The organism is Bacteroidota bacterium, from assembly GCA_037133915.1.
In the GTDB taxonomy this organism is placed as follows: Bacteria; Bacteroidota; Bacteroidia; order Bacteroidales; family CAIWKO01; genus JBAXND01.
Genome location: JBAXND010000011.1, coordinates 56452 through 71103 on the forward strand (window position 1 = coordinate 56452; position 14652 = coordinate 71103).

Here is a 14652-nt window from a genome sequence, read left to right on the forward strand (position 1 = left end):
ACACTTATTGTTTAACAGCTTTAACAGGAAATGTGGCAATTACATTCGATTTGTAGGCTGTTCCATTTGCCATTGCCGGCGCAAATTTAATGGTTGACAGCACACGAACCACTTCTTCATCGACACCAAAGCCGACACCACTTAATACTAAAAATCCGGTGAGTGTGCTATCGGCCATCACATCAAAACTCACCATTACATTGCCGTAAGCCCGGTTCTGGTATGCCGTCTCAGAATATTTAATATTATGCGCCATGAACGAGTACAAGGCAGTATCACCTTTTGGAAAGTGCGCTTGCTGCGTAACATTCACACTAAAATTTTTATTATACGGATTTTTATTCCCATTATTCTGCGCACTACCTGCGAATACCAGGCCAATAACAAAGACCATAAAAAGTATAAGTTTCTCCATGATTAATTGTTTTTAAGGGTTGCCCCGGTTTATACTGATAAACACTGAATCGCAACAAATATAGGCAATGGTATCAAATTGTCCCACACATTTGTGGTTATTTACCCATTATAACAAATTCTGTGCGTCTGTTTTTAGCCCGGCCTTCAGGTGTATCGTTAGAAACCAATGGCTTTGTTTCACCAAATCCCTGAAACGACAGTCTGGATGCATCAATGCTTCGTTGTATGAGGTATTCGTAAACTGATTTTGCTCTGCTTTCGGAGAGTTTCAGGTTACCTTCATCATTTCCCACATTATCTGTATGACCCTGTATGGAAACTTTTATAGCGGGGTTTTCTTCCAGAAACTCAATAAACCCGTCAAGAATTAATTTCGTTTCTACGGATAATTCAAACGAATTGGTTTCAAAATACACGTCATTCAGGCGATACGAATTACCAACTTCAACCGGTTTAATTTCAAAATCGATGATAACAGGTTCGTCAAAAACCGGATCTCCCTGCGAAATATACTTTGATTCGTACGCATAATCGGGTTTTTTAATAGTCATAATATAATCACTTTTCATGATTACAGCCACCGCATATTTTCCAGTAACCGTGTCAACCGGGATTTCTGTGACTTTTTTTGTTTCAACATTTTTAATTTCAATCCGTGCATTCACCGGCATATTTGTACCTTCATCTTTTACTTCTCCTTTTATGATGGCCACTTCTTCTGCTCTGGCTTCCTTATAAAGCTCAAAAGAATAAATATCCCAACCGCCGGGTCCTTTTAGCTTATTTGATGCAAAATAACCTGTACGGGCGTTCGCACTTGCAAAAAATGAGGTCTCATCATCTTTAGTGTTTATCGGGTAACCTATGTTGACCGGCTTCGACCAGCTGCCGTCGGGCTGCATACGCGAGAAATAGATATCATAGCCTCCCATTCCCATCAAATCGTCAGAATCAGAAGAAAAATACAGCGTCTGGCTATCAGAATGAATGAACGGTGATTTCTCATTTCCTTTCGTATTAATTGACGGCCCCAGATTTTCAGGGGTTTTCCACTCCCCTGCTTCATTTTTCCGTGATCTCCAAATGTCATATCCACCCAGACCACCCGGTCTGTCGCTCACAAAATATAAAGTTTTTCCGTCAGAGGAAATACTCGGCATCGCTTCCCAGGTTTTAGCATCATTGATTGTGGGTACTGCTTCCGGCTCCGACCAAATTCCGTTAGCATCTTTATGGGAATAGTAAATATCACAGTTCAGGTAATTGGCCATATTGTATTTTCCAACCGTATAATACAATTCATCATTCAGCAGTGTAAGTGTAGCACCGCCCTCATTATCAAACACGTTGAAGGGCCAGGGCATCTCCTTCCCGTTATCAAAAGAACCGTCTTTCCGGAGGCTTTCGTAGAATTTCTCTTTCCAAACAGGCTTGGGGACAAGGTCGTTTCTGTTCGGGGGCATTTCAAGACGGCGCGTGTACAGAGCGACTTCACCGTCGGGTGAAATAAACGGGAGAATTTCGTCATTGGCGGTGCAAATACCCTTCACATAAATTGGATTAAATGGCACGGGTTTGCTGTAGGCGTCGTTATAAAATTTTGCCCATTTCAGCAAATCGCCGGCACGATTGTAATCTGCGTCATTATCAACTTTTTCGGCATCTTTAACAAATTTGCTCAGATATTTTACTGCTAAATCCCATTTTTCGTCACCGGCATAAATATCACCCAAAAAATAGTACGCATAAATATCAACGTCGGGGCATAATTCAACTGCTTTCAGCAGATTTGCTTCGGCAGCTTTTAGATTGTAATCTTGTTTTTTAAAATTGATATAACCCATAAAAAAGTAGGCATTCGCAGCAGTTGGATCCAATTCTGTCACTTCCTTGAATAATGGATATGCTTCGGCAGTTTTACGATCCTTAAATAAATCCAGTGCTTTCTGGTATGTTTTAACGGCTTTTTTATTTGCAAGTTCAGGGCAGGCACTTTCATTGTCCTGAGCATTTGCAGCAAAGAACATGAAAGAAATTACAAATCCTGATATGAAGTGTCCTATTTTCAGCATGTCGTATTGTTCCTGAGAAAACTATCTGTAACAACCAATGCAGCCATTGCCTCAACAATCGGGACAGCACGTGGCACCACACATATATCATGCCGCCCTTTAATTGCAATCTCTGTCTTTTTCAAATTAACGTCAAGAGTTTGCTGTTTGGTATGTATTGCCGAAACGGGTTTAAACGCCACCCTGAAAGTGATGTCCATACCGTTTGAGATTCCGCCCTGTATTCCCCCTGAATGATTTGTTTTTGTAGCAATCACACCATCCTTTTTAATGAAAATATCATTGTGTTCTGAGCCTGTCATGGCGGTTCCTGCGAAACCACTGCCATATTCAAATCCTTTAACTGACGGAATACTCATTATGGCATGTGCCAGACGCGCCTGCAGTTTTTCAAAAATCGGATCACCGATACCTGCAGGACATCCCGAAATAGTGCAGCAAATTGTTCCGCCTGTCGTATCGCCCCTCTTTTGTAATTGCCGCAACAGACCTTCCATTTTCACGGATGTACTTTTATCAGGGCAACGCACCAAACTTTCGTCAATAGAGAGTTCATTTACCGAAGACATATTTTTTTTCATTTTTATGCCCCCAATTTCATCAACGTAAGCAACAATGTTTATCTTTTTTGACTGTAGAAAAATACGGGCAATGCCACCTCCAGCAACAACAGGTGCCATGAGCCGTGCCGAAGCCATTCCGGTGCCGGCAGGAGGCGCTAATCCGTATTTCATATAATAGGTGAAATCCGCGTGAGACGGTCTGAAGGAGTTTTTCAGCGCCTTATAATCTGCCGTACGCTGATCGCTGTTTCTTATAATGAATGCTATAGGAAAGCCGTTGCTGATGCCATTTTCTATGCCTGACAGCCATTCAACAATATCAGTTTCGTGTCGCTGGGATGCAAAAAAAGTATTAGCCGGCCGGCGTCTGTCCATCTGTTTTTGAATCCATTGCTCATCAACAGCCAAACCAGGCGGACAGCCTTCGATGACACCACCAATTGCAACACCATGCGACTCTCCAAAAATGGAAAGTCTGAAATTCCCGCCAAATGAATGACTGCTCATATACACAAAAGTATGAATATTAACGGGAAAACAGGGCGGGAAAGGTTCAAAAAATCAACACCTTTATTAACACAAAAACAGTACAAAGTCAGAACTGACAATGGAAGAATGCTTATTTCACAACAATTTTATAATGAGAAGTCCCAAGGGCGCTTTGCAATTTCATAAAGTAAATGCCCGATGCCAGACCGCTTATATCAATGGTTGCAGCAAACTGACCGCTAATGGCCGGATTTGTGACTGATGATAAAACCTCCATTCCACGGCTGTCGAAAAGCGAAATATTCAATACACCCGACTCTGCTGCAATTCCGGAAACATTAATAATATCGTTTGCAGGATTTGGATAAATAAGCATCCCGGAATTCATATTAGTTCCCTCAACCGCAGAAGTAGAACTTGTGTAATTAGCATCCCAACCCGCACCTGTATTCAGTGAATTTGTAACAAAAGTGATAAGCACTTTACCAGTATAAATAGTCATCGAGGTTGGCAACGTATTGCCCGTCCACTCTGCTACTTCGGTATTGGTTGATTCGTTGTAAACCTTCACCATATCATTACCCGCTTCTATATCAAGCGAAGTAAAATTGAGTGTTATGGCATGCGCACCCGGCGGTCTGATTCGCCAATGGCAAATAGTATTATTGTTGTAATTATTGATATCACTACCATCCGAAAAACTGCCGGCAGGTTCGGTGAGTTCCATCATAAAATCACAAAACTGATATTTCACGGTTCGGTAGGAGGCAAACCAGCCTGAAGCGTTATTTGCATTGTCAGAAACAAAACGTATCAGCATTTTATTACCCGTAGATTGAATGGTGGCAGGTATCGTATTTCCCGAAAAAACGCCTAATACTGAATCGCTCGTTGAGGCGCCATCATATACCGTTACCACATCATTCCCGGCTTCGGTAATAAAATCACGAAATTCTAAAATGATTGACTGTGTAGGCTCCGATGGTGCGATGAGCCAGTAACAGTCGGCATTGGCTTGATAATTTTCGATGGGACCGCTGCCGTCTTCAACAGAGCCGCGCACACCCGTCAGGGTTTTACTTCCTGAACAATAATAAGGATATTGGGTTGCCGGATAAAGGTCTAAACCTGCCTGCTGACCTGAATTAAAGGTATAACCCGGATTCAGATTATCGAGGTAAAAATATCCGTCAAACGCCCCGCTCCAACCCCAGTTGAAATGAAAATAATCAGAATTCTGATAGCCGTCGCATACAAAAGCATGACCACCATCAGGACCATGACCGGAGTAAATTACAGGCCATTTATTATCAAGATTGCTGCGCAGCATAGATTTCCATTGACTATCGCTGTAATTATAACGGTTGTATAACTGCCCGCCCGGATTGTATCCGAAATTATTTATCATTGCATTGACGGCATCTTCCATATACGCACCAGAGCCATCGGGAGAATACATCATGTCAACAGCAATGCCGCAATGGTATTGTATTTTCGACATCTCGGAATTATAATAGTTTCCGATATTATCCTGCATAGCGTTCCAGTCATAAGTAGTATTTGCAAAATCGGCAAAAAGATAACCATAGTCAGAAGTATAACCATGGGAGCCTGTTCCCTGTAATGGAAAACGGTAATAATACATTGTTTGTGCCATACAGGTAGCAACGCATCCCGACCATACATGCCCACCCGGACCGGCAGTATCAATTGGGCAAACCATATTGTAAAAAATGCCTTGATCCCACGTAGAACGCAGCAAGGGAGCCATTGATTTCATGCCTTTACTCTCAAATGACTGTATTTGCCTGCCTGCCAGCAAATCATTCCAGGCATTGCTTGCAGAAACGCCTGCAGGAATTTTATCAGAGACGCTATTAAATATTTGCTCTTCGTATTGCCGCATCCACCACGAAAATTCAGGAGAAGCATTTTCCAACGAAAAATTATTTTCAAATGAATATCCTAAAAGTGGAAATACGCTTTGATCGGCAGAAATAATTACAAAACCGCCATTGACAACATTGAACACATAATAGGTTACCGTATTTTTATAAGTGCTCGCTTTTACCAGATCACCTACACCTTTAATTTCATTATTAATATTATCAGGAGCATACTGAGATACGAAGCTATTTGCGGCCTGACGTGCCTTGTTGACATTTACTTTCTGCGCAAAAGAAATACCGGACATTACCGGTATTGATAAAATAAAAGCGAGTCCTAATTTTATAATTTTATGTACCATGCAGCGTTTTAGAAGTGAGCTAATTTAGTAATATTTTTATTATTTTTTCCTTCAACAGAAAAGAAAAACATTCCTGAAGGCAGATTAGAAATATCTATTTCATCGGTAAAGTTGCCTGATATTTTTTCGTATAACCGCCGGTAAACATCACGACCTGTAATATCCTGTATTGAAATTCTCAAATCCTGAAGCGTCGCAACATCCAGTGAAAAGGTAAAACTGTTTTCTGCAGGATTTGGAAATACAGTTAACCCATTGAATCCATTATTCTCATCTATTCCGGAGACTGAGGTATAACCGGCTTCCCAGCCTGCTGCCGTATTTTGGCCATTCGATAAAAATTTGACCAGCATTTTTCCGGTGAGACTTGTTACATCCGACGGAACTGAGTCGCCCGTAAAATGCGCCAGTACTGTACCCGACGGTAATTCTGTTACCTCAACATAATCATCGGAAGCCAACGCAAAGGAACTGAAATGAAGTGTTACACTACTTGCGCCAACAGGTTGAATACGCCAACGACACAACGAATTATTGTGGTAATTCTGATTATTTCCACTCTCATCACTCAGGCTTCCCGAAGATGCCGTCATGTCAGTAAGTCCCGTACAATAAACCGGAATTACCGAGGCGTATGTTGCCAACCATCCTGACATTGCGGTATCGGCGTTTGTTAGAAATCTGACAAGCATCTGATCACCGGATGATGAAATCTGAGCCGGCACATTATTTCCAGAGAATGTGCCGAGAACTGGATCAGCAGTTGAAGCACCGTCATACACAATTACAACATCGGAATCTGCCTGAGTATTAAAATCAATGAAGGTCAGCACGATTGAATTTACAGAATCGGCAGGAGCAATGAGCCATTGACAGTCAAAATTATTGCCATAACTGTTCAGAGGACCGCTTCCGTCTTCAATTGTTCCTGACTGTGCTAAAATAGTTTTTGTTCCGCTGCAGCTAACGGGATATCCCTGGCTGCTGTCTGGAAAAAAGTTGACAATAAGCTCATGATCCAGGGTAAAATCATTGCCGCCCGGCATAAGGTTATCAAGAGTAAAATAGCCGTCGTACGAACCGCTCCAGCCCCAGTTAAAATGAAAATAGGTGGTATCCTGATAACCGTCGCAAACAAAAGCATGCCCTGAAATATTGCTTGTATCAGCCCATCCGGCATAGTATAACGGTTTATGCTTATCCAGATGCGCCAGGATTATTCCTTTCCAGTTTTGAGTACAGGTATCCCGGAAAATATATTCGCACGAAGGTGAATATTTGAAATAATTTCTGAGCGACCACGCTGCTTTATGATTGAACATTCCCGAGCCGCCTGCACCATAATCAAGATCAACTGAAACGCCCAGATGGAAAAGCAATTCAGCAACAGCATCATTATACTTAGTAAGTTTCAGTGGCATTTCATCCCAGCGGTAATCTGTAGATCCAAAATCAGCAGAAAGCGTTCCATATGTAGGATGAACGTAAGTATAGGCACCCACACCCTGTTCAGGCCAACGATAATAATTCATAATTTGCCCCATCGCCGCAGGTACACAACCTGCCCAGGCATGCCCATCGGGACCACCCTGCCCGGCAGGGCAATCCGCATTATAATATTTTCCCTGATCCCAGGTTGTTTTTATTAAAGGTAAAACAGATTTACCTGATTTAAGATTTTTAAGACCTGACGGAGCACTTGTCAACAGCCGATTCCATTCGTCACTCACATTTTTTTTAACAGGATAATTATTTGTGATAGCCCATAATACCTGAGTTTCGTAATCCTGCATCCACCGTTCAAAAACCGGAGGCATTTTGCTTGGATTATAACTGTTTTGAAAGGAATAGCCAAGCACCGGAATTACAGAATTTTCGGCAGAAACGATTACAAAACCACCGGTGTTGATATTAAAAACATAATACACAACAGAGCCGTTCACTGTTTTTTCATACCGTTCTGTTATGCCGATATCCACGAAGGCAACATCATTGTATTGATTTACCTTTTCGTAATAAAAATTTATTGCAAGCCGTTCTGCATCTTTTTGTGAAACGCGGGATGCAAACGAAAACAGCGGCAGCAATAAAATCAGAATAAATATTTTTAGAACTCTCATGCTTATCCTTTGTAGCAAGCCCGAATTCAGCCCGGACCGGATCCTGTTTTACATTAATACAATCTTACGAATAACGGATTCGTTATTCGTTCCGATTCTTAAAAAATACACGCCTTTAGCAAACCCCGACACATCAATCACTGACCTGAATGCCCCGTTGCTAGTCTGCTGCATCATGGAATAAACCTTTTCGCCCGTAATTGAAAGAATGTCAATTGAGGCATCTGTATTTGAAACCGAGATGAAGTTTACGTTGAGGCTGGTTGTTGCAGGATTCGGATAAACCTCAAGCGAACCGGATACTGCGTTTTCACCAATACCCAGTGCAGTGCTGTTGTAGGAGCAGCTAAAACCGGGCGCATTCGTATAACTGTTGGTCTTCAGCAGAACCATTATTTTGCTTGAATTATACACTTGAGTAGAAGGGATGGTAGTGCCTGTATAATTGGCTACTTCAACATTAGCAATCTGATCATATACTTTAACATAGTCATCGCTGGCAATGCTGAAATCAGAAAAACTCAGACTTATACTGGCAGTATTCGGTGGATTGATTACCCAACGGCACGTTTGGTTATATGAATAATTATTCGTGCCACTGCCATCATCAAAACTCCCGCTCGGCGCTGTAAGCGTGGTTACGCCTGAACAGAATACAGGAAACGTACAATGAAATTCTCCAAGCCAGCCTGCGCCGGTTGTGCTGCCATTAGTGGTAAAACGAAGCAGCATTTTATCTCCCGAAGATGTAACGTAGGTAGGAAGGCTTAATCCGGAAAATGTTCCGAGCACAGGTGCCGAAATATTATCGCCGTCATAAATAGTCAGAACATCATTTGTTCCTTCGGTTTCGAACCGCACGAAGCTAAAATTAATATGTGACACCGGTTCAGCCGGCGCTATAAGCCATCTGCAATCGTTATTATTCTGATAATTATTGATGCCGCTGCCGTCTTCAACGGTACCGTTGGAATAGGTAATCGTATTCAGGGTTCCGCTGCAATATGCGGGATATCCCGTACCCGGATAAATATTTACAACCGCGCCCTGCCAGTCAGAAAAAATATATCCACCCACTGCAAGATTTGCCGTAGTAAAATAACCGTTTGCGGCTCCACCCCAGCCCCAGTTCATATGAAACTGGTCGGTGCCCTGATAACCGTCGCATACCCATGCATGACCACCATTATTCGGATCGGTACCAGAATAAATAACCGGATGCTTCGCATCGAGGTTACTTCGCAACAACGCTGCCCAGCTTGTTGCATCATAATCCTGCCTGCTTTCATAACCAATCGCGGCATTATATCTGAAATGACTTTTCATGGCACCGGGAATATCTTGAGTTTGTGCACCTGAAGCAGTACCACTATAATTCATATTTACCGTTTTACCGGCATGAAAGCAAAGTTCTGCAATCCCATAATTATAGTTGGTAGGCTCATTTACCATTTCATTCCAGCGATAATACACATTCGACAAATTAATGAGAGCGTGCGTTCCCAGTCCGTTCACCGGATAACGGTAATAAAACATCACCTGAGCCATTGATGTTGCCACACAACCAACAAGAGCGTGCCCATCAGGACCATCAATTGCGGTTGGGCATAGCTGATTATAATACTTTCCCTGATCCCAGTTAGACGTGAGTAAAGGAGTAACAACTTTGGATTTTAAGGATGAAAGCTGGGCATCATTTGCAGATTCATAATAACTCCATAAACCTGCAATTCCGGCATCGGCTTTAAGTGCATGCTCAACGGCATAACTCACTTGAGCAGCCATCTGTTTCATCCACCATTTGAATTCTGTTGGCTGGTTTTCGAAATCAAGGTTCCGGTCAAGAGAATAGCCAATTACCGGATAACAGGCGTCATCGGCAGAAATGATAATAAAGCCTGCGGGACTTGTATTAAACGTATAATAAACAGGCGTTGTACCAACATACTCTGTTGAACTTCCGGTAATTTTAATATCCGAAATTTTTACATTCTGAACCTGACTCAGCCGCTCATAAAAATAATTTACCCCAACCTTTCGGGCGGTTTCAACATCAACGTTAGCAGCAAAAGTTTTGAGAGTAACAAATATGAGCAGTGCGGGCAGCACATAGCACAGTTTTTTCATACGGTGGATTAGGGTTACGGGATATTGCTATCTGTCTTATTAATACAAAAATACAAAAAAAATGAACACACATAAATGCCTCAATTAACCCACTTTCGTGATTAACGAAACTTTAACCTGAACCATCGGATAGTTATCGCTGAAAGCGCTCTTAGGTGCTAAGCAGCCGGCTTTTTCCTTTTCATAAGGATGTAGATCAACGGGAGTATTCCCATTGTATTAAATACTGCAAGCAGAATAAACCATGCGAGCTCCCGGTTGCATGCGGCTTTCCACATGGCAATAAGTTTTAAAATGCCATCGCATACTGCAATGAAAATGATTAGTATAATGAAGCATATTTCCCAGGTACCCAAAACAAACATTTGTGAATCCATCGCTATTTCTGTTTGCGTTAATAAACATTAATAATCGTTAATTTGCATCAATATAATGACCTGCGTTTAATCTTTCACACACCTTACCGACAGCCCGTTCTGCTTGTTGCTGAAGCTCTTGATTACATTATTGGCAGTGCCATAAAGAGCGCGATGCCAGGCGCTGCCGGCCTTATTTTCTGTCGATGTCCACCAGTAGCCGCCCGTACCCACGTAATTATAGGTGCCATCGCCGTAACGCATACCGCCGGGAAGCCCCGAAAAACCACTTGTATTATTGCCGTTACCGGTTCGGCCTTTAAAGTCGGACCAACCACTGGTGCTTTTCATTTTTTTACCTGCATCAGAACCAAAATAATTGGTAAGCTCATTCCATTCGGCCACATCAGGAATGTGCCAACCGTTTGGCGCTAATCCGCGCGGGTCAGTTATAGCATACCAATTGTAAAGTTTCCCATAGACTTTTTGGTTTGCCTGATCATATCCATAATAGCACCATGCCGGTTTGTTTTCATTCCCTGCTTTTAACCATGCCGCATCCGACTTTGCTTCAGGAATTGTATCGCCATTTCTGAAAGTATATACATCCAGATTCGCATATGCCCAGGTCGTTTGCAGTGCTTTCTTTTTGTCTTTAGCTTCACCAATGACAGGTTTAACGCTTACAGAGTCTGTTTTTTTATTTCCTTCGGCAGGAACATTATTTACAATGGCATTCTGAACGGGAACTGCCTGATTTTGCTTCAATACATGCGCAACTGAATCTCGCAAAGTATCCATTTTCACAGTAAGTTCCTGCACATTGTTTTGCGCGGCAGCCAGTTTTTCTTTAACTAATATCAGTTCTTTCTGCCACGCATACATTTGAGCTTGCTTCGCATCAATAACCTGATTTTTCAAATTAACAACCTGCACCAAACTGTCAACCTGCCTTGTGAGTTTCTCTATTTGATCTTTTTTATTTTGGGCAAATCCACCGAACCCCAAAATAAATAATATAAAAAAGAGTCCAATTTTTCTCATCATTCCTAATTGTTTATTGTAAAAGAAATCGCTTTTGATTATTCTTTGCTTCATTTGCAGATAAGCATCCGATTTACAAATATATTAAAGGTTTTGGAATAACACAAATTGATGTGATTCCTTCATTCAAATAACGAAGAATTTACTTTGTAAAATTCATCATGCCATATTTACATCATGAGTGGCAATATTTCATAAATTTGCCCATTATCCTATTTCCTATGACAATAATAATAACGAATATCAAGCAACTCGTGGGTATCGACCACAGTCCGGAAACCCTGATGCTCAGGTCCGGAAGCGAAATGTCCAAGCTCGGGGTTCTTAATAATGCATTCCTTTGCCTTGATAACGGGCTCATTCGTGCATACGGAACCATGCAGGATATGGAAAAACTGAATGTAGAAAAAGAAGCAACTCTGATTGATGCATCCGGAAGAATGGTTTTTCCCAGCTTTTGCGATTCGCATACGCATTTGGTATATGCCGGTAGCCGCGAAATAGAATACATAGATAAAATAAAAGGTCTTTCGTATGAAGAAATTGCCAGACGCGGTGGTGGCATCCTGAATTCTGCAAAACGTTTGCACGATGCCTCCGAAGAAGAACTTACCGAGCAGGCACTCGCACGTTTAAACGAGATTATTACCTACGGAACCGGTGCTGTTGAAATAAAAAGCGGTTATGGTCTGTCAGTTGAAGATGAATTGAAAATGCTGAGAGTAATCAAAAAGCTTAAAGAAATTTCACCACTTACCATAAAAGCCACATTCTTAGGAGCACATGCCGTACCGACCGAATACAAAGGAAGACAGACGGAATATGTTGACCTTATTATCAACGAAATGATTCCGCAGGTTGCATCTGCCGAGCTTGCTGATTTTATTGATGTCTTTTGCGATAAAGGATTTTTTACCGTTGAAGATACCGAACGCATTTTAATGGCAGGCATGAAATACGGACTGCGCCCGAAAATCCACGCCAATGAATTGGATTACTCGGGTGGAATCCAGGCAGGCGTAAAGTACAACGCGCTTTCTGTTGACCATCTGGAATACACCGGTGAGGCAGAAATTGCAGCGCTGTTAGGTTCGGAAACCATGCCTACACTATTGCCCGGGGCAGCTTTGTTTCTGGGAATGCCTTATGCACCTGCACGGAAAATGATAGACGCAGGATTACCGCTTGCATTAGCCTCCGATTTTAATCCCGGTTCGGCGCCTTCAGGAAATATGCAATTTATTCTTTCACTCGCTGCTATCAAATACCGCATGCTTCCTGAAGAAGCAATAAATGCAGTAACACTGAACAGTGCTTACGCCATGGGTGTAAGCGACGAACTGGGCAGCATCGCCATCGGCAAAAAAGCCAATGTGTTTATCACAAAACCCATTTCCACCTATGAGTTTATGCCCTATGCATTTGGCAGTAATAAAGTGGAAACCGTTATCCTTAACGGGAAAATAACAAGTAAAAACTGAGGATTTTTATATTTTCGCACCCACAGAAAAAACAACGATATGAAACAACTGATAGAATGCGTCCCTAATTTCAGCGAAGGAAACGATATGGCCATCATCAAGACAATAACAGATGCCATAGAAACCGTAGAAGGTATCAAACTGCTTGATGTTGACCCCGGAAAAGCAACCAATCGCACGGTTGTTACACTTGTTGGAACACCAGAAGCCGTTATTGAAGCCGCTTTCCGTGGTGTAAAAAGGGCAAGCGAAGTAATAGATATGCGTCATCATAAAGGCGAACATCCACGATTTGGCGCAACCGATGTATGCCCGTTGATACCCATTGCAGGAATCAGTATGGAAGAAACGGCAGCCTACGCACGGAAACTCGCTGAACGCATCGGAAAAGAACTGAACATACCTGTGTATTGTTACGAAAATGCAGCATTTACGGAAGAGCGCAGAAACCTTGCCAACTGCAGGGCAGGAGAATATGAAGGGCTTCCGAAAAAACTGTCAGACCCGCACTGGAAACCCGATTTCGGACCTGCCGCATTCAACGCAACGGCAGGTGCAACGGCAGTTGGCGCTCGCGATTTTCTGGTTGCATACAATGTAAATCTCAATACAACTTCTACACGCAGAGCCAATGCCATCGCTTTTGATATACGCGAAAAAGGCCGTCCCATGCGCGAAGGAAACCCCGTAACAGGTAAAATTGTAAAAGATAAAGATGGCAATCAGGTGATGATTCCCGGAACCCTCAAAGCATGCAAAGCCATCGGATGGTTTATCGAGGAATACGGCATCGCACAAATATCCATCAACCTCACCAACATCAGCATAACACCCGTTCACACAGCTTTTGAAGAAGCATGTGCTAAGGCACAGGATCGCGGTTTGCGCGTTACAGGATCTGAACTTGTTGGACTGATACCGCTCAAAGCAATGCTCGATGCAGGCAAATATTTTCTAAAAAAACAGAAACGTTCTTGCGGCATTTCAGAAGAAGAAATTATCAAAATTGCTGTGAAATCGCTTGGTCTGGACGATTTAAAACCTTTCAATCCAAAAGAAAAAATAATTGAGTATGTGATTGCCGCCTCAGAAGAAGGCAACACAAAAAGACTCATCGACATGAGTTGTAAAGCTTTTGCCGATGAAACAGCTTCCGAATCTCCGGCTCCCGGTGGTGGATCTATTTCGGCATACATGGGTGCACTGGGAGCTGCACTTGCCAGCATGGTAGCCAATCTGTCGTCGCATAAAGCCGGATGGGACGAGCGTTGGGAAGAGTTTTCAATCTGGGCCGAAAAAGGTCAGAAGATAAAAGAAGAATTACTTGCTCTTGTTGACGAAGACACCAATGCCTTCAATAAAATTATGGATGCTTTTGGTCTTCCTAAAGGAAATGATGCCGAAAAAGCAGCCCGTGATAACGCCATTCAGGAAGCAACAAAATATGCGACAGAAATTCCATTGCTCACCATGAAAAAAGCATTCGCCTCATTCGAAGTTATAAAGGCAATGGTAGAGCAGGGAAATCCCAACTCAATTACCGATGCAGGCGTTGGTGCACTCTGTGCCCGTTCTGCTATTATGGGTGCCTATCTTAATGTAAAAGTAAATGCATCAGGATTAAAAGACAGACCGTTTGCTGAAACGCTTATTAACGAAGGCGCGGAAATTGAGCAAAAAGCACTGAAATTGGAGCAGGAAATATTAACGTACGTTAACGATAAAATCAAATAAT

General features: G+C 42.3%; 10 protein-coding genes. 2 read left to right on the plus strand and 8 right to left on the minus strand.

Annotated features, from left to right (window positions below; genetic code table 11):
• Nucleotides 1-4: 4 nt before the first annotated feature.
• From WCM76_05650 to WCM76_05685, 8 genes are all read right to left on the minus strand, one after another.
• Nucleotides 5-415 carry an energy transducer TonB gene (locus WCM76_05650; protein MEI6765106.1) on the minus strand — a complete coding sequence of 137 codons (411 nt, stop codon included), beginning with the start codon at nt 413-415 and terminating at the stop codon, nt 5-7.
• 97 nt (nt 416-512) lie between these two features.
• Nucleotides 513-2489: an OmpA family protein gene (locus WCM76_05655; protein ID MEI6765107.1), complete on the minus strand. Its 1977-nt coding sequence runs from the start codon at nt 2487-2489 to the stop codon at nt 513-515.
• Nucleotides 2483-3559: a chorismate synthase gene (gene aroC / locus WCM76_05660; GenBank protein ID MEI6765108.1), complete on the minus strand. Its 1077-nt coding sequence runs from the start codon at nt 3557-3559 to the stop codon at nt 2483-2485. The genes WCM76_05655 and aroC overlap by 7 nt, the downstream gene beginning before the upstream one ends.
• 112 nt (nt 3560-3671) lie before the next feature.
• Nucleotides 3672-5789, minus strand: coding sequence for a C10 family peptidase (locus WCM76_05665; GenBank protein MEI6765109.1), 2118 nt, complete (start codon nt 5787-5789; stop codon nt 3672-3674).
• Nucleotides 5790-5797: 8 nt separating this feature from the next.
• Entirely contained in the window at nt 5798-7909 is a 2112-nt protein-coding gene (locus tag WCM76_05670) for a C10 family peptidase (GenBank protein MEI6765110.1), read from the minus strand.
• Between the two features lie 48 nt (nt 7910-7957).
• The gene (locus WCM76_05675) at nt 7958-10036 is read right to left on the minus strand and encodes a C10 family peptidase (GenBank protein MEI6765111.1); all 2079 of its coding nucleotides are present in this window, start codon (nt 10034-10036) and stop codon (nt 7958-7960) included.
• 158 nt (nt 10037-10194) lie between these two features.
• A complete protein-coding gene (locus tag WCM76_05680; protein ID MEI6765112.1) occupies nt 10195-10413 on the minus strand; it encodes a DUF5652 family protein in 219 nt (72 codons plus the stop codon).
• Nucleotides 10414-10479: 66 nt separating this feature from the next.
• The gene (locus tag WCM76_05685) at nt 10480-11439 is read right to left on the minus strand and encodes a fibrobacter succinogenes major paralogous domain-containing protein (protein ID MEI6765113.1); all 960 of its coding nucleotides are present in this window, start codon (nt 11437-11439) and stop codon (nt 10480-10482) included.
• A gap of 218 nt (nt 11440-11657) precedes the next feature.
• Between WCM76_05685 and hutI the strand changes: the two genes are divergently transcribed.
• Together hutI and ftcD are read left to right on the plus strand one after the other, a co-directional pair.
• The gene (gene hutI / locus WCM76_05690; protein ID MEI6765114.1) at nt 11658-12917 is read left to right on the plus strand and encodes an imidazolonepropionase; all 1260 of its coding nucleotides are present in this window, start codon (nt 11658-11660) and stop codon (nt 12915-12917) included.
• Between the two features lie 39 nt (nt 12918-12956).
• On the plus strand, nt 12957-14651 hold the full coding sequence (gene ftcD / locus WCM76_05695) for a glutamate formimidoyltransferase (protein MEI6765115.1): 1695 nt from the start codon (nt 12957-12959) through the stop codon (nt 14649-14651).
• The last annotated feature ends 1 nt before the right edge of the window (nt 14652 follow it).

Bases quoted from the DNA above. Each gene is read 5' to 3' on its own strand.
- hutI (MEI6765114.1), top strand. From the start codon at position 11,658: ATGACAATAATAATAACGAATATCAAGCAACTCGTGGGTATCGACCAC.
- WCM76_05655 (MEI6765107.1), bottom strand. From the start codon at position 2,489: ATGCTGAAAATAGGACACTTCATATCAGGATTTGTAATTTCTTTCATG.
- WCM76_05685 (MEI6765113.1), bottom strand. From the start codon at position 11,439: ATGATGAGAAAAATTGGACTCTTTTTTATATTATTTATTTTGGGGTTC.
- WCM76_05675 (MEI6765111.1), bottom strand. From the start codon at position 10,036: ATGAAAAAACTGTGCTATGTGCTGCCCGCACTGCTCATATTTGTTACT.
- WCM76_05680 (MEI6765112.1), bottom strand. From the start codon at position 10,413: ATGGATTCACAAATGTTTGTTTTGGGTACCTGGGAAATATGCTTCATT.
- WCM76_05670 (MEI6765110.1), bottom strand. From the start codon at position 7,909: ATGAGAGTTCTAAAAATATTTATTCTGATTTTATTGCTGCCGCTGTTT.
- WCM76_05650 (MEI6765106.1), bottom strand. From the start codon at position 415: ATGGAGAAACTTATACTTTTTATGGTCTTTGTTATTGGCCTGGTATTC.
- WCM76_05665 (MEI6765109.1), bottom strand. From the start codon at position 5,789: ATGGTACATAAAATTATAAAATTAGGACTCGCTTTTATTTTATCAATA.
- ftcD (MEI6765115.1), top strand. From the start codon at position 12,957: ATGAAACAACTGATAGAATGCGTCCCTAATTTCAGCGAAGGAAACGAT.
- aroC (MEI6765108.1), bottom strand. From the start codon at position 3,559: ATGAGCAGTCATTCATTTGGCGGGAATTTCAGACTTTCCATTTTTGGA.